The organism is Bradyrhizobium cosmicum (genome assembly GCF_032290525.1).
GTDB classification, from domain to species: domain Bacteria; phylum Pseudomonadota; class Alphaproteobacteria; order Rhizobiales; family Xanthobacteraceae; genus Bradyrhizobium; species Bradyrhizobium cosmicum_A.
In genome coordinates this window covers 231,584-255,694 of record NZ_JASXTA010000011.1, presented here as the reverse complement: position 1 = coordinate 255,694, position 24,111 = coordinate 231,584, and the positions used below count along the sequence as shown (strand labels likewise).

The following is a 24,111-nucleotide window of genomic DNA, read 5'->3' as shown; positions in this document are numbered from 1 at the left end:
GGACGCTGCATGAAGAAGATGCACGTATGAAGAAGTTGCGATCACGGGTCACGACCGATGGCCTCGACCGGGCTCCACATCGCGCTTTCATGCGCGCAATGGGTCTTGATGACGCTGCGATTGCCAAGCCGATGGTGGGCGTCGTCAGCATGAAGGGCGAGCAGACGCCCTGTAACATGACCCACGACTTCCAGGTGGCGGCAGCCAAGACGGGCATCGAGGAGGCCGGCGGCACGCCGCGCGAATTCTCGACCGTGTCGGTCTCCGACGGCATCAGCATGAATCACGAGGGAATGAAATTTTCCCTGTTTTCGCGCGAGCTGATCGCCGACTCGATCGAAGCCGTCGTCCATGGCCTCGCCTACGATGCGCTGATCGGGTATGGCGGATGCGACAAGACGCTTCCCGGTGTGATGATGGGTATGGTTCGTTGCAACGTGCCGTCCATCTTCATCTATGGCGGCAGCTCGCTGCCGGGGCGCGTGAACGGGCGAACCCTGACGGTTCTCGATTCCTATGAGGCTGTCGGCAGCTTTATGACCGGAGAGATCGACGGCGCCACGCTCGAGCGGATCGAGCGGGCCTGCCTACCGACCATCGGTGCGTGCGCCGGCCAGTTCACCGCGAACACGATGGGTATGGTGTCGGAGGCAATGGGCCTCACCATCCCCAATGTGTCGATGGTGCCAGGCATCTACGCTGAGCGCGCCCAGATATCGCGCCGCGCCGGTCGGCTGATCATGGAGATGCTGGAGCGCGGAGGGCCGCTGCCGCGCGACATCGTGACGCGGAAATCCCTCGAGAACGGCGCGGCCATCGTTGCGGCGACAGGCGGCTCGACCAACGCCGCGCTGCATCTGCCCGCGATTGCCAACGAGGCCGGCATTGCGTTCACGCTCGATGATGTCGGCGAAGTCTTTGCCAGGACACCCCTGATCGGCAACCTGCGTCCAGGCGGCAAATACACCGCGAAAGATGTCTACGATATCGGCGGCGCGGCTGTCGTGATCCGCGAATTGATCGAGAGCGGACATATCGATGGTAGCTGCATCACCGTCACGGGCCGCACGCTTGCAGAAGAATACGGCGCAGCCAATGCGCCCGACGGCGAGGTCGTCTACGCAAGCCGCGCCCCGATCATGCCCGATGGTGGCGTGGCGGTCCTGAAGGGTAACCTCTGTCCAGACGGTGCGGTGATCAAGGTGGCAGGTTTGAAGAGCCAGTTCTTCGAGGGCATTGCGCGCGTGTTCGAGGACGAGGAAGCTTGTGTCAAGGCCGTTCGTGACCGCAGCTACAGGGCGGGCGAGGTTCTCGTCATCCGCAATGAAGGGCCGGTCGGCGGCCCCGGCATGCGCGAGATGCTCGGCGTCACCGCGCTGATCTACGGGCAGGGCATGGGCGAGAAGGTGGCCCTGATCACGGATGGGCGCTTCTCCGGTGCGACCCGCGGGATGTGTATCGGTTACGTGTCTCCCGAGGCATTTGTTGGCGGTCCGCTTGCGCTTGTTCGCGAGGGCGACAGGATCCGGATCGATGCCGCAAACCGCCGAATGGATATGCTCGTCGACGAGGAGGAACTCACGGCGCGCCGACGCGATTGGAAGCAACGTCCGCCGCGTCACCGTGCAGGTGCGCTTGCAAAATATGCGCGGCTGGTCGGACAGGCGCCGGGCGGAGCCGTCACACATGAGGGCCCCGCGGAATGGCCCTGGTTCGAATGACGCGCCGCACCCGTGCGAGAATGACCGCCTCTCTGGCAAGTTTCTTGCTAAGCTCGAACCGCTGACGGAGCTCGTTCAGCAGGTCGGTTGCGCCATGTTCGCGTACGAGTGAGGCGGGAGACGGGATGAAGGTAGTGCCTTCGAGATCGAGCGAATGGGTGAGACCGGTGACGTCACACGAGCCGGCTTCCGTGATCATCGAGATAGACCGCGTGTCGCAGGTCTTCCAGACCTCGGCTCGCAAGGATCATGTGGCGCTGTCCGACATCTCGCTGACGATCGACGACGGAGCCTTCGTTTCGATCCTTGGTCCGTCCGGCTGTGGCAAGTCGACACTGCTTTACATCGTCGGCGGCTTCGTCACTCCGACCAGCGGCTCAGCGAAGATAAAAGGTCGCCCTATCACGGGGCCCGGGCCCGATCGCGGCCCGGTGTTTCAGGAATTCGCTCTATTTCCCTGGAAGACGGTGCTGGGCAATGTGTCGTACGGCCCGCGCCAGCAAGGTGTGGGTACCATCGAGGCCGAAGCACAGAGCCGCGCTCTGATCGAAATGGTCGGCCTCAAGGGCTATGAGAACTTTTATCCCAAGGAACTGTCGGGCGGCATGAAGCAGCGCGTCGCGCTGGCTCGGACGTTGGCCTACCATCCCGAAGTGCTGTTGATGGACGAGCCGTTCGGCGCGCTGGACGCCCACACCCGGACGCGCCTGCAGAACGATCTCCTGAATATCTGGGAGCGCGATCGCAAGACCGTATTGTTCGTCACCCATTCGGTCGACGAAGCCGTGTTCCTCTCGGACAAGGTCGTGATGATGTCGAAATCGCCCGGCCGCATCCGGCAGGTGATCGACATCGATCTGCCGCGACCGCGGCGTCGCAACGAGCTGTTGCTCGATTCGCGGTACCAGAAATACGTCGTCGACATCGAGCGCATGTTCGACGAGGTCGAAGAGACGGGATCGCGGTCATGACATCGCTGGCGGCCCTGGCCAAGCGCGCCGCGCCGGTGTTCGCCTGCATCGGGCTGCTGGCGGTATGGCAGGTCGCGTCGCTCGCGCTGAAGAACGATAGCTTCCCGACGGCGATCGAGGCGATCGGTGCAATCCCGGACATCCTCGGAGACAAGGAAGCGCTGATCAATATTTTTGCCTCGCTTCGCCGCATGACGATCGGATTTGGTGTGGCGGTGCTGGTTTCGATTCCACTCGGTTTGTTGATGGGGCGCAGCCGTGCGGTGGCCGCTTTCTTCAACCCCCTCCTGATGGTGATCTACCCGGTGCCTAAGGCAGCCTTGATGCCGATCATCATGCTGTGGCTCGGCGTCGGCGACATCACGAAGACGCTGGTGATCTTCCTCGGCGTCAGCCTCCCTGTGATCTATCACAGCTTCGAAGGTGCCAAGGCGGTGGAAGAGAAGATGCTATGGTCGGGCGCCGCGATGGGGCTTTCGCCTGCGCAACGGTTGGTCCGGATTGTGCTGCCGGCGGCGCTTCCCGAAATTCTGACCGGCTGCCGTACGGGGCTCGTGCTGGCTCTCATTACCATGATTACCAGCGAGATGATCGCCCGGCAGTCCGGCGCCGGAAACATCCTGTTCAATGCGCTCGACATGGGCCAATACGACACCGTCTTTGCGATGATCATCATCGTGGGAGCGATGGGTATCTGCCTCGACGCGATCTTCGAGCGGGTCCGCGCACGGCTGGTGCGCTGGTCAGAGCCTCAGTTCGACATGCCGCTGAGCTTCTCATGACATCGCGCCTTCTCCCAGCAAACGTCATTCTTGGGCTTGCGCCGATCGTGCTTGTGATCGCGGTGTGGCAGGGGCTCGTGTCATTCGGCTTTGCGCCCGCGGTCCTGCTGCCGCCGCCAGGATCCGTCTTCGGCCGGCTGCTCCAACAGCTCGTGACGTGGACATACCAGCAGGAGATCGCGGCAACCCTGTTCCGGCTATTTGCGGGCTTTGGGATTGCGGTCGTGCTGGGCATCAGTATCGGCATCGCAGCCGCGGCCAGTCCCGCGATCAATGCCGTGGTTCGGCCGATCGTTCGGGTACTGGCGCCGTTGCCCAAAGTTGCGCTCTACCCGGCGCTGTTGCTCCTGCTCGGTTTCGGTCACGGATCGAAGATCACGCTGGTGGCGGCGGACGCGCTCTTTCCCATTCTGCTCTCGACCTACTATGGTGCGTCGACCGTCGAGCAGAAGCTGATCTGGTCGGCCATAGCGGCGGGGACGCCGCGCTATGCGGTCCTCTTCAAGGTCGTGTTGCCGGCCGCGATGCCGTCGATCCTGACCGGCTGCCGGATCGGCCTTGTCATTTCCTGCATCGTGGTGTTTCTGGCCGAGATGATCACGTCGACCGATGGATTGGGGCACGCACTCGTCACGGCGGCCCGAACCTTCCAGGCCGTCGACATGTTCGTGCCGCTGATCACGATTTCCCTGTTGGGGTTGATTCTGAACGGATTGCTGGGTGCCGTGCGATCGTACCTGCTACGGGGGTTCCCCGAAGCGTGATCTGACTAACAAGAAACCAGAACACCGGGAGAGTGAACCATGCTGGCGGATCGCATCGAGGCGAAGTGGATCGACGCATTTTGTGAGATTTTTGAGCGATGCGCGGTCAAGCCCGGCGATACCGCGGCAATTTTCTCGGAAACCCAGTCGCGCGCGTTGAACGTTCATCTCGCAGAGCTAGCCCTGCTTCGGATAGGCGCGCGGCCGTTTCACGTCGTGATGCCGACACCGCGCAACCGGAATATCGTTCCGGTTCGTTCAACTGGGGCAAGCGAGGCGATCCAAAAGCTCGGTCCGGTCATCTCTGCGCTTCAGCAGGCGGGCTTTGTGGTGGATTGCACCATCGAGGGCCTGATGCATGCCGTGGAGACGCCCGAGATCCTAAAGGCCGGCGCACGGATCCTTGTAGTTTCCAACGAGCATCCCGAGGCACTAGAGCGGATGGTGCCGGATTCCGCGCTTGAGAAGCGCGTCCGCGCAGCGGCAAAGATGCTCCGCGGGACCAAGCGGATGCGGGTAACTTCAAAAGCCGGCACGGCGCTCGACGTGGACATGGTCGGTGCTTCTACTGTCGGCGTGTGGGGCTGGACCGACAAGCCGGGCACGCTGGCGCATTGGCCCGGCGGCATCGTCGTCAGCTTCCCCAAGAGCGGAACCATCAATGGCACGCTGGTGATGGCGCCCGGCGACATCAATCTCACGTTCAAGCGTTACCTGACGTCGCCAGTGAAGATGACCTTGAAGGACGACTATGTCGTCGAGCTCGAAGGCGAGGGCACGGATGCCGCGATGATGCGCGCCTACCTTGCCGCCTGGGGCGATCAGGAAGCCTACGCCGTGTCGCATGTCGGCTTCGGTATGAACCCGGGCGCGCGATACGAGGCGCTGTCGATGTACGACCAGCGCGATACCAACGGCACGGAAATTCGCGCCGTCTCCGGCAATTTCCTGTTCTCGACCGGGGCCAACGAATTCGCCGGCCGTTACACGGCGGGCCATTTCGATCTGCCGATGATGGGAACGACGATCGAGCTCGACGGCGTTGCGGTCGTTCGCGAAGGCGTGCTTCAGGACGTCTTCGGCTAGTTGCGGTCGAGCACGGGTGGCCGCGCCAGGTCGAAGTGTCGGAGCAGGTCCACCATGGCGCGGAGCCGCTCCACGCGATAAGCATCGACATTGAGACCGGAATAATCGAGGAAACCGGCGCCCGTGCGCAGACCAATCCGGCCTTCATGCATGTTGCGGGAAATGATATCGGGTGCGCGATAGCGGTCGCTCCCGAGTGCGCCTTCGAGATAACGGCTCGCGTAGTACAAAATGTCGCCGCCGCCCCAGTCGATGAACTCGAGCAGCCCAAGGACGGCATAGCGGAAGCCAAAGCCGTAGCGGATCGCCTTGTCGATTTCCTCGGCGCTGGCGACGCCTTCCTCGACCATGCGGGCTGCTTCGTTCATCGCCAGCGCCTGGATGCGTGGAACGATGAAGCCTGGTGTCGCCGCGCAGACCACCGGCACCTTGCCGATGCCTTCAAGCAGCGCCTTGACCTCGTCGATAATGGCGGGATCGGTGGCTTTGCCGGGCGAGACTTCGACCAGCGGGATCAGATAGGCCGGATTGAGCCAGTGCACGTTGAGAAAGCGGCGGGGGTTTTCGATCGCGCCTGAGAGATCGTCGACGAGGATTGTCGATGTCGTCGAGGCAATGATCGTATCGGGGCCGGTCTGCTTTGAGACCGCTCCCAGCACTTCGCGCTTGAGTTCGACGACCTCAGGAACGCCCTCGAAGACCATTCCCGCTTCGGACAGTGCCGCGCCACTCTGGCTCGCCGGCACCACCGAAACCCGCGCTATGAGCGGATCAACATCTGCTTCGGTCAGTAGCCCCAGCTTCGCCAGGCTGGCAAAGGTTGTCCTGACTTCGCCGACCGCGTCCGTCTCGAGCCTGGCGAAATCGTCGGTAGAGCGCGACTTGATATCGACCATCGTGACCATGTGCCCCGCATAGGCGAACGCAACGGCGATGCCGCGGCCCATGCGGCCGGCCCCGAGGCACACGATACTGGCGCGGCTGGTCATCGGTCAAAATCCGTTGCGGAGAAGCGTCTGCAGCTCGGCCTTGCCGAGATTGCCAAGTCCCAAGGTTTCGAGCGTTCGGCCGTCCTGCCTGAAATCCTCGCCGCAGACTGCGCCACCGATGGCCAGGAAGGCTTTGGCCAGCGGCGTGGGCACGCCCGCCAGGGCGGCGACGGAGACCAGCAGCGACAGCCCAAGCCGCAGGTCCTCACGCATGTAGCGGTGGCTGGTCAGCACGATCTGCTCGCGCCAGTCGCCGGAATCGGTCAGCCGGTCATGCGAGCCGCGGCCATACATCCAGACCTCACCCTCCCTCGCGTAATGATGGGCGAGAGGGAAATGCGGCGCGCCATAGCCAAGCGCCTCGCGCACGGCGATCCGTTCCGCGTCGAGCGCGTCGGTGACCCGTCGGATCGCGGCTTGCGTTCCCTCCTTGTGGATGTCCCATCGCTCGAAATGCTCGATCGGGCCCGCGTTCATCACGATCAGCGGCGGATGGATGATCGGGCCTGCATTCATCAGTGCGCCGGACAATGCGTCTCCGCACGGCTCGATCGCATCGGGGAAGGCGCGCCCGATCACCGCGAGCGCATGCGATGCTTGGTCGAGCGGGAACACACCGACCGGCAGTCGCTTGGCGCGGATGGTGATAGCGACCTCGAAAGGACCGTGCTTGCGGGTGAGCCAAGGCAGTGTGCCGGTTTCGGCAAAACTCGCTTTCGCATGGTTGCCGGCGTCCCTTGCAGCCTGGGCGAAGATCATCGAGCCGAATGTCGCCGGCGGCAGAAAGACGACTTGCCCGTCCCGCAAGTGCGGGGCAAGCAGTCGCGCGATGTCCGGCTGTGCGAAGGCAGGGGCCGGGCACAGGATCAGCTCCGTGCCGTCGACGGCTTCGGCGATGGCGGACGTGACGAGCGCAAGCTTCACGTCGTGAGTGCCATCATGATCCTTCACCAGGATGGACGAGCCGGCGGCGCGATGCGCCGCGACCTGATCTGCGTCGCGGCGCCAGAGCCGGACCTCGTGTCCCGACAGCACAAAATCGCCAGCGGCCGCGAAAGAGCCGTTTCCCCCTCCCAGTACTGCAATCCTCAAGATGCGTCTCCTTGCGCGCGCGATTGCGCATCAAGCTGCTTCAGCAGGAAATGCTGGACCTTGCCCAGTGCCGTACGCGGCAGGTCGGTGACGAAGACAATGTCGCGCGGCACCTTGTAGCGCGCGAGTTGCGCCTGAAGATGCGCTCTCAGCTCCTCCGCTTCGAGCCGGCAACCGGACCGCGGGATCACATAGGCGATAGGCACCTCGTCCCAGCGCGGGTCGGGCCGTCCGATCACCGCGCATTCGCTGACTTTGGGATGTTCGAGCAGGACGCGTTCGACCTCTGCCGGGTAGATATTCTCGCCGCCAGAAATGATCATATTCTTCTTGCGGTCCTGAACCCAGAAATAGCCGTCGGCGTCGCACAGGCCGATATCGCCGGTACGATACCAGCCGTCGCGCAGGGCGTCGCGCGTGGCGGCGGCATTACCCCAATACTCGAAAAACACGTTGGGGCCGCGCACTGCGATCTCGCCTGGTGTTCCTGCCGGCACCTCGTGGCCGGCCTGATCGATCACCTTCGCCTCGCAGAGCAAGCCAGCAAGTCCGGTCGACCCCGCGCGCGAGAGATCGCCTCGTAGCCGGGTGTAGATCGCGATAGGGCAGGTTTCCGTCGAGCCGTAGACCTGAAGAACGGGAACGCCGCGCGTGACGAAGCGGTCGATCAGGTGCGGCGGTACGATGGTCGAGCCGGTGGCGATCGCCTTCAGCGACGAGAGATCGGTCGTGGCCCAGGCAGAATGCTCGCTGACAGCCTGGATGATCGCCGGCACCATCACCGTCAACGTTGGCCGTTCCTGCTCGATGGCGGCAAGTGTGGTATCCGGCGTAAAGCGGGCGTGGATCGTGACGGTCGCGCCAAGCTGAAGCGCAGGTGTGGTCTGGATGTTGAGGCCGCCGACATGGAAGAACGGGAGCACCGTCAGCACATGATCGTCGGACGTCAAGTCGTGCATGTGCTGGCTCATGACGCCGTTCCAGAGCAATGCTTCTTGCCGCAGTACTGCGCCTTTCGGCCGCCCCGTCGTTCCCGACGTGTAAACGATCAACAGCGGGCAGGAGAGATCGGTGTGCACGTTGCGGCCATTGCCTTCGCTGCGAGCCAGCAGGCTTTTGAATCTCGTGCCGAGCGGCGGCACGAAGTCGAGGCCGACCACCGCAGTTCCCGGTGCAAGCGCGGGAAGAATTGCCTCGAACGCCCGTTCGAGCACGAGGACCTTGGCACCCGAATCGGCGAGAATGAAGACTTGCTCGGCGACAGCCAGCCGCCAGTTCAGCGGCACCAGCATCGCGCCTAGACGCGCGCATGCGTACAGCAAAACCAAATAGTCCGGACGGTTTAGGCTCAGGATCGCGACGCGGTCGCCGCGGCCGATGCCGAGTTCCTGCTTCAACGCCGTAGCGGCCCGCTCGATGCGCGCGGCGAATGCGGCGTAGCTCAGCCGCTCTCCTTCGAAGGCGATGGCTATTTTGTCTGGCGAGAACGCCGCGTTGCGATCGATCAGACTACAGAGGTCCACGGTCAGTCGTCCGTTTCGCCGGCCTCGTACAGCGCCTCGCGCCCGATCCGGTCGAGGCAAAGCTCGGCGGTCCAGGGCAGCATCAGCGAGCCGCAGCGGCTGTCGCGATAGATGCGCTCCAGCGGCAGCGAGCGGAGCATGGCCTGACCGCCGCAGGTGCGGATCGCGAGAGCTGCGAGTTCGTTGGCGCCTTCCATGATCGAATACTGCGCCGCATAGGCGCGGAGCACCTGCTCCTTGCTTGGATTGGCACGCGCCTCCGTGACGGCCTGGAACCAGATTGCCTTGATCTGCTCGAGCTTGATCTGCATCTGGGCGACTGCGATCTGCTTGGTCGGATACATCCTGCGTTTGACCGGCGGCATGCCCGGCAATTCGCCGCGCAGATAGCGCACGGTGAAGTCATAGGCGGCTTGTGCCAGGCCCATATAGGTCGGCGACAGCGTCAGGAACATGTGCGGCCATCGCATCGCGGCCTGGAAATAGACGCCGCGCGGCATCAGCGCCGAGTCCTCGGGGACGAATACGTCCTTGAACAGCAGCGTGCGCGAGACCGTCCCGCGCATGCCGAGTGGATCCCAGTCGCCGACCACCGAGACGCCCTCCGATTTCGCGGAGATGGCGAGATAGAGGGTGTTGCGGCGGGAAGCCTTTTCGCCTTCCTCGATCTCGGTGCAGAGCACGCCGTAATAGTCGGCGTGGCCGGAGAGCGATGCAAAGATCTTCTTGCCGTTGACGATCCAACCGCCCTCCACGGGCTTTGCCTCCGTGCCGAAGGCGACGCCGCCTGCGGCTGCGGCGCCGCCCTCGGAAAAGGGTTGCGAATAGATCGCGCCGTCCTCGACGATTCGTCGGTAATGGACCGCACGCCGCCGTTCGTGCTCGGCGCGGGTTTCCACATCCATGTCGAGATCGTCTGCGAGGGGGCCCGACCACAGGGTCGAGCAAACATGCATGTTCCAGGTCAGCGCGGTCGCGCCGCAATAGCGCCCGATCTCAGCGGCCGCCAGCGCATAGGTCTGATAATTCGCGCCGAGCCCGCCATGCTTCTTGGGAACGGCAATGCCGAGCAGGCCGACGCGATGCAGATCACGATAATTCTCGGTTGGGAAGATCGCCTCGCGATCGTAGGTCGCAGCGCGGCCGGCGAACACGCTCTGGCCGATCTCCCGTGCCCGTGCGATGATGCCGGCCTGCTCGTCGCCCAGGCGGAAGGCCACGGGATCGAAGATCGGCGCGTCAAGCGCGACCTTGCCTATCGCGCCGATGGTCTTGCTGACTTGCATGGTCATTGCGCAGTCACCTCAGGTTTTTGGCCGCGACGAAGTTCAGGAAACGGCCCAAGGCCTCGTCGAAGGCGTCAGGACGTTCAAGATTGGCGAGATGGCCGACGCCGGCGAGTTCGACATACTCAGCTGAGGGAATGAAGGTTGCCGTCTTCGCCATCATTGGCGCAGGCGCATTGTTGTCCTTGGAGCCGGACAGCAGCAGCGCCGGCACAGAAATGTCCTTCAGAGTGCTGCGCTGATCGAAGCCGATCAAAGCCAGCATCATGGCGCGATAGCTCGCCTCCGGTACGCTGCCCATGCACTCGCGCGCAACCTCCATTCCCATCGGATCAGGATCGTCGCCGACGAGCTCCTTCACCAGGGAGGGCGCCAGCGACTTCATCGTCTCGCCGCGATCGAGCGGTCCAAGCCGCGCGGCGATGAACGATTTCTGCCAGTCACCGTCGGCCTTGCCGAAGGCCGGGCTTGTCTGCGCGAGCACGACCGCGCGCGCCAGCTTCGGAGATTGCACCAGCCATTTCTGGACGATCATGCCGCCGATGGAATGGCCGACCAGAATAGGCCGGCTTGCACCGATCTGTTCGATGAACTGCTGGAGCGCGTCGGCCAGCGCGATGATGCTGACGCTGGCGAGCGGCGCCGATCCGCCGTAGCCCGGCATGTCCCATGCAATGGCGCGGAACTGGCTGCCGAATCTGGTGATCTGCTGCCGCCAGGCCCGCGCTGCGCCACCGATGCCATGCAGGAAAATCAGGGGTATCGCGTCGGGATCGCCCGCGGCTTCATAGGCGAAGCGTCTGTCCTTCGTTATCATCGGCGCAGGCTGCGGCACGCGACATCCTTTTGCTTGGCCCGGGGATGCTAACAGGCCTGTGGGGGATGGGAAGCGATAATTTTATACTTAAAGCAATTTTCGGGCCGGCCTTCAGCGTGCAATCGCTTGATGCTGCGCCGCCCTTTGTTTGCAAAAGTTTGAAGGCTAAAATATATCGAGAGAGCGATCAGCCGAACGCAAGGGAGCCAGCGCATGTCCGGGTTGCCGCATTCGTCCCACGCGCTCGTGACCGGCGGCGGCCGCGGCATCGGCCGCGCCATCGCAGCAGCTCTCGTCGGGGCCGGTGCGACGGTGACCGTCCTCGGCCGGAACGTCGCGAGTCTCGAAGAGACCGTCGGCGCGGGCGCCGCGCATTTTGTTGCCGTCGCCGACGTCTCGGACGAGGCTGGTCTGAAGGTTGCCATCGCTGAGGCCCATGCACGAAAGCCGATCGATATTTTGATCGCCAACGCAGGCAGCGCCGAATCCGCGCCGTTCTCGAAGTCCGACAGCGCCCTGTTTGCGCGCATGATGGACGTCAATTTCATGGGCGTGGTCCATGCCATCAGCGGCGTACTGCCCGGCATGAAGGATTGTCCCCGCGGCCGCATCGTCGCGATTGCCTCGACCGCCGGGCTCAAGGGTTATGCTTATGTCAGTGCCTATGCGGCTGCCAAACACGCCGTGGTTGGTCTCGTGCGTTCACTTGCTCTGGAGTTGGCCGGAAGCAATGTGACGGTGAATGCGGTGTGTCCGGGCTTCACCGATACCGAGCTCGTTGCAGGCAGCATCGAAAATATCATGAAGAAGACCGGCCGGAGCCGGGAGCAGGCGATCGCCGAGCTCGCAAAGCACAATCCGCAGGGACGGCTGATCACGCCGCAGGAGGTGGCGGACGCCGTGCTTTGGTTGTGCGGTGAGGGCGCCGGCGCGATCACGGGTCAGGCGATTGCCGTGGCCGGCGGCGAGATCTAGCGTGCGCAGTGCAGCCGTGGAACAGAAAATTTAAGGAGATCGCATGAGCAGGCCAGCCAATCCCGTGACCGTGCCGCTCGCGGACTATTCGCCGCAACACTTTCTGCTGACTGCTGTCGACGGTGTTGCAACCGTGACGCTCAACCGTCCCGAGCGGAAGAATCCGCTGACGTTCGAGAGTTATCGGGAATTGACCGATTTCTTCCGCGCCTGTGCTTTCGATGATGCAGTGAAAGCGATCGTCGTCACCGGTGCCGGTGGCAATTTCTCATCTGGCGGCGACGTGTTCGAGATCATCGGCCCGCTCGTGAAGATGAATACCAAGGGGCTGACCGCCTTCACGCGGATGACCGGCGATCTCGTCAAGGCGATGCGGTCCTGCCCGCAGCCAATCGTAGCCGCGGTCGAGGGCATCTGCGCCGGCGCCGGCGCGATCATCGCCATGGCATCTGACATGCGGTTCGCGGCGAGCGGCGCCAAGGTGGCGTTCCTGTTCAACAAGGTCGGCCTTGGCGGCTGCGACATGGGTGCCTGCGCGATCCTGCCGCGGATCATCGGGCAGTCCCGCGCCTCCGAGTTGCTCTACACCGGCAGGTTCATGACCGCGGAGGAGGGCGAGCGCTGGGGTTTCTTCAGCCGCATCGTCGCGCCGGAACACGTGCTGTCCCAGGCGCAGCTATTGGCCAAGCAGGTCGCGGAAGGGCCGACCTTCGGCAACACCATGACCAAGCGGATGCTGGCCATGGAATGGGCGATGTCGGTGGAAGAGGCGATCGAAGCGGAAGCCGTTGCCCAGGCCTTGTGCATGACGACGGCGGATTTCGAGCGCGCCTTTGAAGCGTTTGCCAACAAGGTCAAGCCGGTCTTCAGGGGCGACTGAGCCGGCCACTTTCCCGCGGCCTTCCCACCAACGGGACTTGCGCGAAATTATTTTAGGGTTAAAATAATTTCCGCCGGGTCAATTGGCGAGGCTCCCATGAAAGTTGCGATCATCGGTGGCGGACCTGCGGGTCTCTACGCAGCCATTCTGCTTAGGAAGCAGCGGCCGAGCGCCGACATCGCCGTATACGAGCGCAACCGGGCCGACGATACGTTCGGCTTCGGCGTGGTGTTCTCCGATGCCACGCTGGACAATTTTGAAAAGCACGACCTTCCGAGCTACCGCCGCATCACCCAGGAATTCGCCTACTGGGACGACATCGCGGTCCATTTCCGTGGCACGACGCATCGGGTTGGAGGCAACGGTTTCTGCGGCTGCTCGCGGCAGAAGTTGCTGCTGATCCTGCAAGAGCGGGCGCGGGAGCTCGGCGTCGTCCTGCATTTCGAGGTGGACATCGACGATGAGTCCCGCTTCGCCGATGCAGACCTCATCCTGCTCGCGGACGGTATCAACAGCCGTTTCCGCGAGAAATATGTCGACTACTTCCAGCCCGAGGTCGATGTTCGCTCCAATAAGTTCGCCTGGATGGGCTCGACCAAGCCGCTCGATGCGTTCACCTTCATCTTCCAGGAGACGGATTGGGGGCCGTTTATTGCTCATGCTTATCAGTATGAGGCCGGGCACTCGACCTGGATCTTTGAGACCGATTCGGAGACATTCGAGCGCGCAGGGCTGACGGGTCTGAACGAGACCCAGTCCGCCGCGCGGATGGCCGAAATTTTCGGCTGGTTTCTCGATGGACATAAGCTGGTCACCAACCGATCGATGTGGCGCAACTTCCCGATGATCCGCAGCAAGCGCTGGGTCAAGGACAACATGGTGCTGCTCGGCGATGCCAAGGCGAGCGCACATTTCTCGATCGGCTCCGGCACCAAGCTTGCGATGGAAGACGCGATTGCGTTGGTCGACGCCATGCAGAACGCGCCGAGCACCAAGGCGGCGCTCGATCTTTATGAGCATGGCCGCCGCGAGGAGGTCGAGAAGACGCAGCACGCGGCCGACGTCTCGCTGGTCTGGTTCGAGCATGTCGACCGCTTCTGGGATTTTGACCCCGTGCAGTTTGCCTTCGGCGTGATGACGCGCTCGAAGGCGATCACCTATGACAATCTGAAGCTCCGCGCCCCGGATTTCGTGGCGGAGGTCGACAAGTCGTTCGCCAGGCAGGTGCGCAGCAGCGGCTTCGATGTCGATATCGACCGGCCGATGGTGCCGCTGTTCCAGCCATTCCGGCTGCGCGAGATGAAGATATCCAATCGTGCGGTGGTGTCGCCGATGTGCATGTATTCGGCTGAGGAGGGCGTGCCGAGCGACTTCCATCTGGTGCACTACGGATCGCGCGCGATCGGTGGTGCCGGTCTGATCTTCACGGAAATGATCTGCGTCAGCCGCGAGGCCCGGATCACGCCCGGCTGTGCCGGATTGTGGAACGACGAGCAGGAAACCGCGTGGCGGCGCATCGTGGATTTCGTCCACGGCAACTCGGCGGCGAAGATTTGCCTGCAGCTGGGCCACGCCGGCCGCAAGGGCGCGACCAAGCTGATGTGGGACGGCATGGACCGGCCGTTGGAGCAGGGCGGCTGGGAGGTGTGTTCGGCATCGCCGCTGCCCTATTTTCCCGACAGCCAGGTGCCGCGCGAGCTCGATCGCGCCGGCATGAACGCTGTAAGGGACGCTTTCGTCGCGGCGGCCGAGCGCGGAGAGCGCTGCGGCTTCGACATGCTCGAATTGCACTGCGCCCACGGCTATCTGCTCGCGAGCTTCATCTCGCCGCTGACCAATACCCGTACGGACGAATATGGCGGCTCACTCGCCAATCGTCTGCGTTTCCCGCTCGAAATCTTCGAGGCGCTGCGGGCGGTATGGCCGTCGCACAAGCCGATGTCGGTGCGCATTTCCGCAACCGACTGGGTCGAAGGTGGGGTCACCGGCGACGACGCGGTGGCCGTTGCACGCGCCTTCGCGGAGGCCGGCGTCGATCTCGTCGACGTCTCCACCGGTCAGACCGTGCGCGATGCGCAGCCGGTCTACGGGCGGATGTTCCAGACGCCGTTTTCCGATCAGGTCCGCAACGAGGCGCGCGTCGCTACCATGTGCGTCGGCAATATCACGACGGCGGACCAAGCCAACACCATTTTGGCCGCCGGCCGGGCGGACCTCGTCGCGCTCGGCCGTCCGCATCTTGTCGATCCGTCCTTCACGATGAGGGCAGCCGCCTGGTACGGGGCAAACGACGCCTTCTGCCCGCCGCAATACCTGCCCGGAAAGGATCAGATCTTCCGCAACAGCGTCCGCGACCGGCAGGATCTCGAGGAGCTGAGAATTAAGGCTAAGCCCAAGACCCGGGCCGAGCTCAAGGCGGAGGCGACAAAGCCGCTTGCGGCGGAGTGACCGCCCGTGCGAACTTAACCCGTTGCCTGGCGTGTTCTGAGCGGAGTTGAGGGCGATGAAGGCGATTATCGTCGGTGGCGGTATTGGTGGTCTCACCACGGCGTTGATGCTGCGCTCGCGCGGCATTGCTTGCGAGATCTTCGAGCAGGCCGATACCATCCGCGAGCTCGGCGTGGGTATCAACACGCTGCCGCATGCGATGCGGGAGCTTGCCGGCCTCGGCCTCCTCCAGCAGCTTGACGGCGTCGCGATCCGTACCGACCAGCTCTATTACCTCAATCGCCACGGCCAGGAGGTCTGGCGCGAAGCCCGCGGAATCGACGCTGGCCATGATGTGCCGCAATTCTCGATTCATCGTGGCCGCCTTCAGGGCGTCATCCATCGTGCCGTCGAGGAGCGGCTCGGGCCGGAGGCAATTCACACCGGCTGCCGTCTCGGCGCCTTCACCCAGGACGAAGGTGGGGTCACCGCTTATTTCTTCGACCGCTCGGGCGCCCACATCCACACGGCGCGCGGCGATATCCTGATCGGCGCTGACGGCATCCATTCGCGCGTTCGCGACACGCTTTTTCCGAACGAGGGACCGCCGTGCTGGAACGGCCTGATGCTGTGGCGCGGTGCGCGCGACTGGCCGCTATTTCTCACCGGCAAGTCGATGATCGTGGCCGGCGGCCTCAACGCCAAGGTGGTGATCTATCCGATCGCCGAGGGCTCGAGCCCGGCGAGCCGGCTTACCAACTGGGCGGTGCTGGTGAAGGTTGGCGAGGGCAATGTGCCGCCGCCACGAAAGGAAGACTGGTCGCGGCCCGGTCGGCGCGAGGAACTGATGCCGCACGTTGCGCGCTTCTCCGTGCCCTATATCGACGTGAAGAGCCTGATCTCGGCAACGCCCGAATTCTATGAATATCCGACCTGCGACCGTGATCCCTTGCCTTACTGGTCGTCCGGGCGCGTCACGCTGCTTGGCGATGCCGCGCACCCGATGTATCCGGTCGGCTCCAATGGTGCCTCGCAGGCGATCCTCGACGCGCGCTGCCTTGCCGACGCGCTGGTACGCGCCGAGCATCCGCGTCAGGCGCTGCTCGAGTATGAGAGGAAGCGCCTGCCGCTGACCGCGGACATCGTCCGCGCCAACCGGCGTGGCGGCCCCGAGGGGGTCATCGACGCGGTCGAGCAGCTTGCGCCGGATGGCTTCGACAATGTCGACAACGTGCTGAGCTATTCGCAGCGCGAGGCGATCGTGCGCGGCTATGCCACCAAGGCCGGCTTCGCCGCAGTGCCGGGCCTTGCGGCGGTACGCGCGTGAAGCTAGCCGCCGGGAGGCGGCGGCAGGAAGTGGATGTTGAACTCTGCGGCCATCGCCACAACGTCCTCCGGCTTTTGTTCCTTCATGTTGTGAAGGCCCCAGAACAGGTCGAACAGCTTGCGGGTCGGCGAGACCCAGAACAGCACCTTGGCGGTCTGCTCCGACTTGTTGAATATGCCGTGCGGCACGCCCATGCCGAGACGGATCAGATCGCCCGCGGTCGCCTGCGACTCCGAATTGCCGAGCATGAAATCGAGCTTGCCCTCCAGCATGTAGAGATACTCATCCTGGTCGGGATGAATGTGCGGCGGCACGAACGTCCCCGGCGGCAGCGTCGCGTGCCAGGAGAAGCTATGCTCGGCGTAGCTCTTCGGCACATAGGTCTGGCCGAGGATGTTCCAGGAAATGCCCTGGATGCCTTCATTGGCCCGCGTAATGCCGGTGATTTCGCTTTTCATTGATGTCCTCCCATAGCTCGACGTGCGGCTTTAGTTCGCCGCCTTGCAGTCCTTGGCATAACGGTCGCCGTAGTTCTCAAAGACCTTCTGGACGATCTCTGTCTGGAACTTGCCGTCGGGACGCTTGGCGACCTTGGTCAGGTAGAAATCCTGGATGGGATAGCCGTTGGCGTTGAACTTGAAGGCGCCGCGCAGCGAGGTGAACTCGGCCTTCTTCAGCGCGGCGCCGACTGCATCCTTGTTCGTGAGGTCGCCCTTCACGGCCTTGACGGCACTGTCGATCAGCATCGCTGCATCGTACGCCTGGAAGGCGTAGGTGCCTGGTACGCCGTTATAGGCGGCCTCGTAGGCGGCGACGAACTTCTTGTTCTGGGGATTGTCGAGATTGGGCGCCCAGTTCGCGCCACCAAACATGCCGACGGCCGCATCCTGCTGCGCCGGCAAAGTCGATTCATCCACAGTGAAAGCCGAGAGCACCGGAATGCTGTCGGCGAGACCGGCCTGCCGGTACTGCTTGACGAGATTGACGCCGAGACCACCCGGCATGAACGTGAACAGCGCATCAGGCTTCTGCGAGGAGATCTTGGAAAGCTCCGGCTGGAAGTCCAGCGTGTTCAGCGGCATATAGGATTCCTCGACGATCTCGCCCTTGTAGTCGAGCTTGAAGCCGGCGACCGAATCCTTGCCGGCCTGATAGTTCGGCACCATCAGGTACATGCGCTTGTAACCGCGGTCCTGCGCGACCTTGCCGAGGATTTCGTGCACCTGGTCGTTCTGATATGAGGTCACATAGAAGAACGGGTTGCAGTCCTTGCCGGCAAAAGTCGACGGGCCTGCATTGGGGCTGATCAGGAAGGTCTTCGATTCCGTCACGGGCCGGTGGATTGCCTGGAGGATGTTGGAGAAGATCGGGCCGACCACGAAATCGACCTTGTCGCGCTCAAGCAGACCCTTGACCTTGGTCACCGCTGCATCCGGCTTGAGCTCGTCGTCGACCACGACGATCTCGACATCGCGGCTCCCCATCTTGCTGCCGAGGTCCTTTACCGCGAGCGCAAAGCCGTCGCGGACTTGCTGGCCGAGCGCGGCGGCGGGCCCCGACAGCGTCACGATCACGCCCAGCTTGATCTTCTCCTGGGCAAGGACGGGGCTCACCGCGGTGCCGAGCAGCAAGGCGGCTGCGGCCAAGGTCAATTGCGACTTCATGATCTGTCCCTCGTGTCGATCGGGCTTGCGCTGCAAGCTGCGTACTCAAATCCAAGCTTATGCCGATGACGGCCGCCGCGGCAAGCAAAGCTCAAGGCGTCGCCATCTTGCGATGGCAGCGCGCATGCAAGCGGCACGCCAATTATTTGAAGCCTAAACAAATTCGCGGTGCGGTCGATTGTTGCAGCTTTGGGCTTGCAGCCGGCACGGATTTATTTGAAGCTCAAAACGTTGGGGAATCCGTGCCGGCGCCAATGCCGCCGTGAGTGACTGCATCGAGATGCTCGATTCCGAGACCAAGGCCGTTGAGACTCCGGAGGACCACGCCGAAGAGCTTCGGTTGTGGCTGCGTCTGCTCACCTGCACCACCTTGATTGAAGGCGAAGTCCGTGGCCGGCTGCGGCAGCGCTTCGACGTCACGCTGCCGCGTTTTGACCTGATGGCGCAGCTCGACAAGGCGCCCGACGGAATGACGCTGTCCGACGTCTCCAAGCGTATGATGGTGTCGAACGGCAACGTCACCGGGCTCGTCGAGCGCCTGGTGGAATCCGGCCATCTCGACCGGCGCACCTCGGAGACAGACCGCCGCGTTCAGGTGATCCGACTCACAAAGCTCGGTCGGGCCGAGTTCCGGAAGATGGCGGCGGAGCACGAGACCTGGATCGCCGATCTCTTCGCCGACCTGACGCCGAAGGAGGTGCGCGAATTGATGCGGCTGCTCGCCAAGACCAAAGCGTCGGCGCAGAAGTCGGCCGGTCGCCGCCGGCCTTGAGTCCCGCGGGCCGATGCGCCCGCCTAATCCCATTTTGCCGCAGGAAAATGCATGGGATGCCCAAAATCCGCTATTGCGCCGAATTGCTTTAAGCCTAAAATGTTTCCCAGACAGTGCTGCCGGGTGCTTTCCATGCTGAAAGGAGCGTGCGATGGCCAACGCCGCCAAGATTCAAGTCTCGGGCTCGCATGACGGCAACGCCGCGACGGCCCATATCGATACGTTCGCGCGGCAGCATCTGCCGCCGCGAGAGCTGTGGCCCGAATTCATCTTCACGCGGCCGGAGCTGCAGTATCCACCACGATTGAACTGCGTCAGCTATTTCCTCGACCGCTGGGTCGAGCAGGGCCACGGCGACGCCCCCTGCGTCATCAGCCCCGCCGCCAGCTACACCTATCGCGAACTGCAAGCGCTCGTGAACCGCATTGCCAATGTGCTGGTCGGCAAGCTGGGCCTTGTGACCGGCGGGCGCGTGCTGTTGCGCTCGGCCAACAATCCGATGATGGTCGCGACTTATCTGGCGGTGATCAAGGCCGGCGGCATCGTCGTGGCGACCATGCCGCTCCTGCGCGCCAAGGAGCTGTCCTATCCGATCCAGAAGGCAGAGATCACGCTGGCCCTTTGCGACGGAAAGCTCTCCGAGGAGATGGAGAAGGCGAAAGCGGCTGCGCCGGGTCTCGAGCGCGTGATCTATTGGGGCAACGGCGCAGCGGATGCGCTCGAGGCACTGATTGCGGACGCAAGCCCGGAGTTCAGGGCGGTCGATACCGCCTCCGATGACATCTGCCTGATCGCCTTCACGTCGGGCACGACCGGCGATCCCAAGGGCACCATGCATTTCCACCGGGATATGCTGGCGGTCTGCGACGGCTATGCGCACAACATCTTGCGGGCCGAGCAGAAGGATCGCTTCGTCGGTTCGGCGCCGCTGGCCTTCACCTTCGGTTTCGGCGGCGTGCTGTTCCCGATGCATATCGGCGCGTCCTTCGTCGTCCTGGAGAAGACGACGCCGGACGACATCTTGTCGGCCATCGAGCAACACAAGACCACGGTCTGCTTCACTGCGCCGACCGCCTATCGCGCCATGATCGGCAAGCTCGCAGGCCGCGACATTTCCTCGCTGCGAAAGTGCGTCTCGGCCGGCGAGACCCTTCCCAAGCCGACATTCGATGCCTGGCTGAAGGCCACCGGCATCAAGCTGATGGACGGCATCGGCGCGACCGAGATGCTGCACATCTTCATCAGCGCGACCGAAGACGAGATCCGCCCAGGGGCCACCGGCAAGCCCGTTCCGGGCTATCAGGCAAAGATCGTCGATGATTCCGGCAATGATTTGCCGCCGGGCACGATGGGACGGCTCGCGGTGCGCGGCCCGACCGGCTGCCGCTATCTCGCCGACGAGCGGCAGGGCAAATACGTCCAGAACGGTTGGAACATCACCGGCGATACCTATCTGATGGATAGCGACGGCTATTTCTGGTACCAGTCGCGCTCCGACGACATGATCGTGTCGGCGGGTTACAACATCGCGGGCACGGATGTGGAGGCGGCGCTGCTCACGCATCCGTCCGTCGCCGAGTGTGGTGTCGTCGGTGCGCCGGATGAGGCGCGCGGGATGATCGTGAAGGCCTATGTCATCGTTGCATCCGGCGTGACGCCTGACGCTCAGCTCGCGGCCGAGTTGCAGGAGCATGTCAAACGCGAGATAGCGCCTTACAAATATCCGCGCGCAATCGAGTTCGTGACGCAACTGCCGAAGACAGAGACCGGCAAGTTGAAGCGCTTTGCCCTGCGGCAACTGGCCCAGGCCGCAGCGACGTCCTCGGGCGTCGCGGCGGAATGAGAGAGGGATAAGGAATTGTCCGTGACGACGCCGAAAGGCCCGCAGCTTGCGGTGCTGCCGACCACAGCCGGGGACGAAACCCAGTCCGGGGTGCAGGTACTCCAGCCGCCGAATTGGCCGGTGCCGAAAGGCTATGCCAACGGCATCGCCGCCGAGGGACGGATCGTCGTGACCGGTGGCGTGATCGGCTGGGATTCCGAGGAGCGTCTCGCGGACGGCTTTGTGGCGCAGGTGCGCCAGACCCTGAGCAACATCGCGGCCATCATCGCCGAGGCGGGTGCCCGGCCCGAGCATCTCGTGCGCCTGACCTGGTACGTCGTCGATATGGACGAATACCTGGCGAACCTGAAGGAACTGGGGAAGGTTTACCGCGCCATCTTCGGTGCGCACTATCCCGCGATGGCGCTGGTTCAGGTCGTTCGCCTCGTGGAGAAGGCGGCGCGCGTCGAGATCGAGGCTACCGCCGTCATTCCCCGCTAAGTCCGGCTGTGTCAGCGCTCAGCTCGCTTTGACGAGATCGTCGTCCTCGGGCGAGTTCAGATAGACTCCGCTCAGGGCGTGATTTGACCGAGGTCAAGCAGCTTAGCACCTAGTCCTCGGGCTCCGCGTCCGGCGCGAGGTCGGAGGATCGGAACGGCTTGGCCTTGTCCAGTTTTCGGTAGGCTTTCGAAGCGGTTCGCAGCAGCTCCTTCTCCCGTTTGCGGTTGAGGAAGCGAATGCCCGCCTCCGGCACTGTCTCGTTCAATGACGCCGCCAGCGTCTGCCCTCGCGCATCGTCGTTCAACTGTCCGAGCGACTTTTGCGCCTTGCGCAACTGCCTGAGGATGGCCTTCTGCTTCGTCAGCGATTCATCGGCAAATAGGTCCTGAAGCGACTCGACCGAATAGGTCAGCCGCTTGTTGAGCAGCCGCAGCTTGTGCCGCTTCTCGACGTCGAGCTTGCGGAGCTTCCGCGCCTTCTTGAGCAGCGTCGTTTCCCATTCGGTGAGCTGCGCCGTCGCATGATCGGCAAGCGAGCAGCGGCGCAACCTGATGGCCTCCTTGCTGCGTCTCGTCGACCAGGGGCCGCTCTCGATCCAACCGGAGGTCTGCTCGACGAGACGGCGGTACCGCGCCGATTGCAGCGCGCGCGCCAGCAGCCGATGGCTCTCGGCGCGCTTCTCGTCCCAATGCTGGAGCTCCGCTATCACGTCAAGCTCGCCGCCGCTCTCGGCGATGACCCGGTCGATCGCCACGTCGAGGTCCCTGACCATGCCGAGCTGGCTGTTCAGCCATTTCAGTTCGGTCCAGACCTCCGGCCGTCGCGCGTCATCGACCATGGGCGAGAAGAAGCGGATGGCGGTACGCAGATGCGTCAGGGCGATCCGGATCTGATGCAGCGCCTCGGGGTCGCCGCGGCATGTGCCGTCATGTTGGCCGAGCACGGCATCGAGATGACGGCGGGCGATGATCCGAAATGCGGTGTCGCAGGCCATGCCGGGGCTGAGGCGGCCGGGCAGGGCATTGCGCCGCGGCGCGGGCTGGGCGCGAGCAGCCGCCGTCGAACTCGTGGTGGATCGCGCCATCCTAGCCCGCGCCAATCAGATTGCCTTATTTGCCCTCAGCGATCGCGTCCCGGCCGCTCTGGAGCGTCTGCGCTTGTGTGCCGGATGCATCGATGGTCGTCCAGCCGACACGGCCGATATTATAGTGCTCTTGCAGCGCGGCAACCTCTTGCGTGGCGTCGGACGCATCTCCCTGGCGGCCGCCGATTCGCGCCTGCCGGGTCGCGAGGTCGGCAACGAGAAACAATCCGTGGAGTGGCACGCCGCACGCGCGCGCTAGGACAGCCAGATCGTCCCGTTCGGACTCGCGTGCAAAGATGGCGTCGACGATCACGGAATGGCCTTGCGCCAGGACCTGCCGGGCGCGCTGCATCAGCACGTCGTAGACCTGCGCCGTAACCTCCGGCCGATACGTGGATGGCGGCAGCCGCTCGGTGTGTCCCGCCTGAAACAGCTGCTTGCGAATAACGTCGCTGCGCAGCACGACAGCGCCCGGTTGCGGCGCCACACTGGGCGCCAGTGCGCGGGCGAGCACGGATTTGCCGGTGCCCGACAGCCCGCCGACTGCGATCAGGCGGGGAGCCGGCGGATGGATCAGGGCCCGGGAGAGGTCGAAATAGCGGCGCGCCTCGTCGAGCATGCCGGGGCCGTCGGCATCGTGCCGCGACAATCGCGCCAGCACCACCTGTGCACGGATAGCCGCGCGAATGGACATGAACAACGGCAGCGCTGCCAGCGCGTCGAGGGTCTCGACCGGCGCCGCGATCAGATACCGGTTCAGGACGATGTTGGCTGCAACCGACTGGTCGTAGTGCAGCAGGTCCATCGGCGTGAACGCAAGATCATAGAGCACGTCCACCGTCGCCATCTGCGGGTCGAACTCGATCGCGTCGAACAGGACGGGATGCCGGTCGATCAGCGCGATATTGGCAAGGTGCAGATCGCCGTGGCAGCGCCGCACGAGGCCCCGGCGGGCACGTTCCTCCAGAGCGAGGCGGACGCGCAGGAAAGCCTGGTGGGAGGCTTCGCCAAGCTGCTCGACCGCCGCCGCGGCGAGACGGTCGCCATTGCACAGGCCGGCGCTGTTACCGTCGATCAGGGCGGGAATGGAATTGACCCACGCAGCACCATCCGAGATCGGCGCCTTTTCGTGCGAGGCTGTGATCGCATCCGCGATGGCTGCGGCCAGCTCCACGTCCAGCGGACCGGCCTTGGCCAGACGGTCCAGCGTGCGGCTTTCGTCGAAGCGGGACATCTCGATCGCATAGTCGACCGGCCGGCCGCGGCCGTCGATCTCGATCGATCCATCCGACTCCTCCGTGATCGCTACGACACGGCGATAGATTTGCGGCGCGAGCGGCCGGTTGATCCTGATTTCCTCCTCGCAGGCCGCCTTGCGCTTTTCGAGCGCCGAATAGTCGAGGAATGCAAACCTGACCGCCCGCTTGATCTTCAACGCGCGTGTGCCGTCGAGAAACACCGAAGCTGCGTGCGTGTCGATCCGCTTCACGCCGGGCTGCTCGCTCAGCGCGTGGAGGACCCGCTCCTGGGTGGCACGATCGTCCATCATCTCTGCGAGCATCTCCAGACGCGTCGGCGGTGAGACATTAGGTTAACCCTTGGGGCTGGATCGCGGCCAGTCCTTGACA

At 63.6% G+C, this 24,111-nt stretch carries 21 protein-coding genes; 12 read left to right on the top strand and 9 right to left on the bottom strand.

All coding sequences use genetic code 11. The annotated features are described in order from the left end of the window. Positions 1 to 26 precede the first annotated feature (26 nt). The 5 genes from ilvD to QSV46_RS21290 all read left to right on the top strand — a co-directional run bounded on the left by ilvD (position 27) and on the right by QSV46_RS21290 (position 5,324). Entirely contained in the window at positions 27 to 1,721 is a 1,695-nt protein-coding gene (ilvD, locus tag QSV46_RS21310; RefSeq protein ID WP_314955875.1) for a dihydroxy-acid dehydratase, read from the top strand. A 125-nt stretch (positions 1,722 to 1,846) separates the two neighbouring features. After that, on the top strand, positions 1,847 to 2,692 hold the full coding sequence (locus QSV46_RS21305; RefSeq protein ID WP_314955872.1) for an ABC transporter ATP-binding protein: 846 nt from the start codon (positions 1,847 to 1,849) through the stop codon (positions 2,690 to 2,692). After that, positions 2,689 to 3,474: an ABC transporter permease gene (locus QSV46_RS21300; protein ID WP_314955869.1), complete on the top strand. Its 786-nt coding sequence runs from the start codon at positions 2,689 to 2,691 to the stop codon at positions 3,472 to 3,474. The genes QSV46_RS21305 and QSV46_RS21300 overlap by 4 nt, the downstream gene beginning before the upstream one ends. Next, entirely contained in the window at positions 3,471 to 4,238 is a 768-nt protein-coding gene (locus tag QSV46_RS21295) for an ABC transporter permease (RefSeq protein ID WP_314955866.1), read from the top strand. Before QSV46_RS21300 ends, QSV46_RS21295 begins: the two co-directional genes overlap by 4 nt. Before the next feature lie 39 nt (positions 4,239 to 4,277). Further along, entirely contained in the window at positions 4,278 to 5,324 is a 1,047-nt protein-coding gene (locus QSV46_RS21290) for a peptidase M29 (protein ID WP_314955863.1), read from the top strand. Here QSV46_RS21290 and QSV46_RS21285 read toward each other — a convergent pair. The 5 genes from QSV46_RS21285 to QSV46_RS21265 are packed head-to-tail and all read right to left on the bottom strand — an operon-like array spanning position 5,321 to position 11,049. Continuing rightward, a complete protein-coding gene (locus tag QSV46_RS21285) occupies positions 5,321 to 6,313 on the bottom strand; it encodes a 3-hydroxybutyryl-CoA dehydrogenase (protein ID WP_314955860.1) in 993 nt (330 codons plus the stop codon). The two genes, QSV46_RS21290 and QSV46_RS21285, sit on opposite strands and share 4 nt — an antisense overlap. Before the next feature lie 3 nt (positions 6,314 to 6,316). Next, on the bottom strand, positions 6,317 to 7,405 hold the full coding sequence (locus tag QSV46_RS21280) for an NAD/NADP-dependent octopine/nopaline dehydrogenase family protein (protein WP_314955859.1): 1,089 nt from the start codon (positions 7,403 to 7,405) through the stop codon (positions 6,317 to 6,319). Then, positions 7,402 to 8,928, bottom strand: a complete 1,527-nt coding sequence (locus tag QSV46_RS21275) for a long-chain fatty acid--CoA ligase (RefSeq protein WP_314955928.1) — start codon at positions 8,926 to 8,928, stop codon at positions 7,402 to 7,404. The genes QSV46_RS21280 and QSV46_RS21275 overlap by 4 nt, the downstream gene beginning before the upstream one ends. A gap of 2 nt (positions 8,929 to 8,930) precedes the next feature. Further along, positions 8,931 to 10,220, bottom strand: coding sequence for an acyl-CoA dehydrogenase family protein (locus QSV46_RS21270; RefSeq protein WP_314955856.1), 1,290 nt, complete (start codon positions 10,218 to 10,220; stop codon positions 8,931 to 8,933). A 7-nt stretch (positions 10,221 to 10,227) separates the two neighbouring features. Continuing rightward, a complete protein-coding gene (locus tag QSV46_RS21265; RefSeq protein WP_314955853.1) occupies positions 10,228 to 11,049 on the bottom strand; it encodes an alpha/beta hydrolase in 822 nt (273 codons plus the stop codon). Positions 11,050 to 11,244: 195 nt separating this feature from the next. Between QSV46_RS21265 and QSV46_RS21260 the strand changes: the two genes are divergently transcribed. The 4 genes from QSV46_RS21260 (at position 11,245) to QSV46_RS21245 (ending at position 16,640) form a co-directional block, all read left to right on the top strand. After that, the gene (locus tag QSV46_RS21260; RefSeq protein WP_314955851.1) at positions 11,245 to 12,006 is read left to right on the top strand and encodes an SDR family oxidoreductase; all 762 of its coding nucleotides are present in this window, start codon (positions 11,245 to 11,247) and stop codon (positions 12,004 to 12,006) included. A 43-nt stretch (positions 12,007 to 12,049) separates the two neighbouring features. Beyond that, positions 12,050 to 12,886, top strand: a complete 837-nt coding sequence (locus tag QSV46_RS21255; RefSeq protein WP_314955848.1) for an enoyl-CoA hydratase family protein — start codon at positions 12,050 to 12,052, stop codon at positions 12,884 to 12,886. A 96-nt stretch (positions 12,887 to 12,982) separates the two neighbouring features. Further along, complete coding sequence (locus QSV46_RS21250) at positions 12,983 to 15,334, top strand: bifunctional salicylyl-CoA 5-hydroxylase/oxidoreductase (RefSeq protein ID WP_314955845.1); 2,352 nt, start codon at positions 12,983 to 12,985, stop codon at positions 15,332 to 15,334. Between the two features lie 55 nt (positions 15,335 to 15,389). Next, positions 15,390 to 16,640, top strand: a complete 1,251-nt coding sequence (locus QSV46_RS21245) for a flavin-dependent oxidoreductase (RefSeq protein WP_314955842.1) — start codon at positions 15,390 to 15,392, stop codon at positions 16,638 to 16,640. 2 nt (positions 16,641 to 16,642) lie between these two features. Here the strand turns inward: QSV46_RS21245 and QSV46_RS21240 are convergent, their stop codons facing one another. Further along, positions 16,643 to 17,098, bottom strand: coding sequence for a cupin domain-containing protein (locus QSV46_RS21240; protein ID WP_275197320.1), 456 nt, complete (start codon positions 17,096 to 17,098; stop codon positions 16,643 to 16,645). A 30-nt stretch (positions 17,099 to 17,128) separates the two neighbouring features. Beyond that, positions 17,129 to 18,304, bottom strand: coding sequence for an ABC transporter substrate-binding protein (locus QSV46_RS21235; RefSeq protein ID WP_314955837.1), 1,176 nt, complete (start codon positions 18,302 to 18,304; stop codon positions 17,129 to 17,131). Positions 18,305 to 18,584: 280 nt separating this feature from the next. Between QSV46_RS21235 and QSV46_RS21230 the strand changes: the two genes are divergently transcribed. The 3 genes from QSV46_RS21230 (at position 18,585) to QSV46_RS21220 (ending at position 21,399) form a co-directional block, all read left to right on the top strand. Beyond that, a complete protein-coding gene (locus QSV46_RS21230; protein WP_314955925.1) occupies positions 18,585 to 19,076 on the top strand; it encodes a MarR family transcriptional regulator in 492 nt (163 codons plus the stop codon). 151 nt (positions 19,077 to 19,227) lie between these two features. After that, positions 19,228 to 20,919, top strand: coding sequence for a benzoate-CoA ligase family protein (locus QSV46_RS21225; RefSeq protein WP_314955833.1), 1,692 nt, complete (start codon positions 19,228 to 19,230; stop codon positions 20,917 to 20,919). 21 nt (positions 20,920 to 20,940) lie between these two features. After that, positions 20,941 to 21,399: a RidA family protein gene (locus QSV46_RS21220; protein ID WP_409997192.1), complete on the top strand. Its 459-nt coding sequence runs from the start codon at positions 20,941 to 20,943 to the stop codon at positions 21,397 to 21,399. 109 nt (positions 21,400 to 21,508) lie between these two features. Here the strand turns inward: QSV46_RS21220 and QSV46_RS21215 are convergent, their stop codons facing one another. Next, positions 21,509 to 22,483 carry a CHAD domain-containing protein gene (locus QSV46_RS21215; protein ID WP_314955827.1) on the bottom strand — a complete coding sequence of 325 codons (975 nt, stop codon included), beginning with the start codon at positions 22,481 to 22,483 and terminating at the stop codon, positions 21,509 to 21,511. A gap of 25 nt (positions 22,484 to 22,508) precedes the next feature. Further along, positions 22,509 to 24,032: an AAA family ATPase gene (locus tag QSV46_RS21210; RefSeq protein ID WP_314955825.1), complete on the bottom strand. Its 1,524-nt coding sequence runs from the start codon at positions 24,030 to 24,032 to the stop codon at positions 22,509 to 22,511. Between the last annotated feature and the right edge of the window lie 79 nt (positions 24,033 to 24,111).

What these genes read in the sequence shown, in the direction of transcription:
- ilvD (WP_314955875.1), top strand. Translation starts at nt 27, where the DNA reads ATGAAGAAGTTGCGATCACGGGTCACGACCGATGGCCTCGACCGGGCT.
- QSV46_RS21305 (WP_314955872.1), top strand. Translation starts at nt 1,847, where the DNA reads ATGAAGGTAGTGCCTTCGAGATCGAGCGAATGGGTGAGACCGGTGACG.
- QSV46_RS21300 (WP_314955869.1), top strand. Translation starts at nt 2,689, where the DNA reads ATGACATCGCTGGCGGCCCTGGCCAAGCGCGCCGCGCCGGTGTTCGCC.
- QSV46_RS21295 (WP_314955866.1), top strand. Translation starts at nt 3,471, where the DNA reads ATGACATCGCGCCTTCTCCCAGCAAACGTCATTCTTGGGCTTGCGCCG.
- QSV46_RS21290 (WP_314955863.1), top strand. Translation starts at nt 4,278, where the DNA reads ATGCTGGCGGATCGCATCGAGGCGAAGTGGATCGACGCATTTTGTGAG.
- QSV46_RS21285 (WP_314955860.1), bottom strand. Translation starts at nt 6,313, where the DNA reads ATGACCAGCCGCGCCAGTATCGTGTGCCTCGGGGCCGGCCGCATGGGC.
- QSV46_RS21270 (WP_314955856.1), bottom strand. Translation starts at nt 10,220, where the DNA reads ATGACCATGCAAGTCAGCAAGACCATCGGCGCGATAGGCAAGGTCGCG.
- QSV46_RS21260 (WP_314955851.1), top strand. Translation starts at nt 11,245, where the DNA reads ATGTCCGGGTTGCCGCATTCGTCCCACGCGCTCGTGACCGGCGGCGGC.
- QSV46_RS21255 (WP_314955848.1), top strand. Translation starts at nt 12,050, where the DNA reads ATGAGCAGGCCAGCCAATCCCGTGACCGTGCCGCTCGCGGACTATTCG.
- QSV46_RS21250 (WP_314955845.1), top strand. Translation starts at nt 12,983, where the DNA reads ATGAAAGTTGCGATCATCGGTGGCGGACCTGCGGGTCTCTACGCAGCC.
- QSV46_RS21245 (WP_314955842.1), top strand. Translation starts at nt 15,390, where the DNA reads ATGAAGGCGATTATCGTCGGTGGCGGTATTGGTGGTCTCACCACGGCG.
- QSV46_RS21240 (WP_275197320.1), bottom strand. Translation starts at nt 17,098, where the DNA reads ATGAAAAGCGAAATCACCGGCATTACGCGGGCCAATGAAGGCATCCAG.
- QSV46_RS21235 (WP_314955837.1), bottom strand. Translation starts at nt 18,304, where the DNA reads ATGAAGTCGCAATTGACCTTGGCCGCAGCCGCCTTGCTGCTCGGCACC.
- QSV46_RS21230 (WP_314955925.1), top strand. Translation starts at nt 18,585, where the DNA reads ATGCTCGATTCCGAGACCAAGGCCGTTGAGACTCCGGAGGACCACGCC.
- QSV46_RS21225 (WP_314955833.1), top strand. Translation starts at nt 19,228, where the DNA reads ATGGCCAACGCCGCCAAGATTCAAGTCTCGGGCTCGCATGACGGCAAC.
- QSV46_RS21215 (WP_314955827.1), bottom strand. Translation starts at nt 22,483, where the DNA reads ATGGCGCGATCCACCACGAGTTCGACGGCGGCTGCTCGCGCCCAGCCC.
- QSV46_RS21210 (WP_314955825.1), bottom strand. Translation starts at nt 24,032, where the DNA reads ATGATGGACGATCGTGCCACCCAGGAGCGGGTCCTCCACGCGCTGAGC.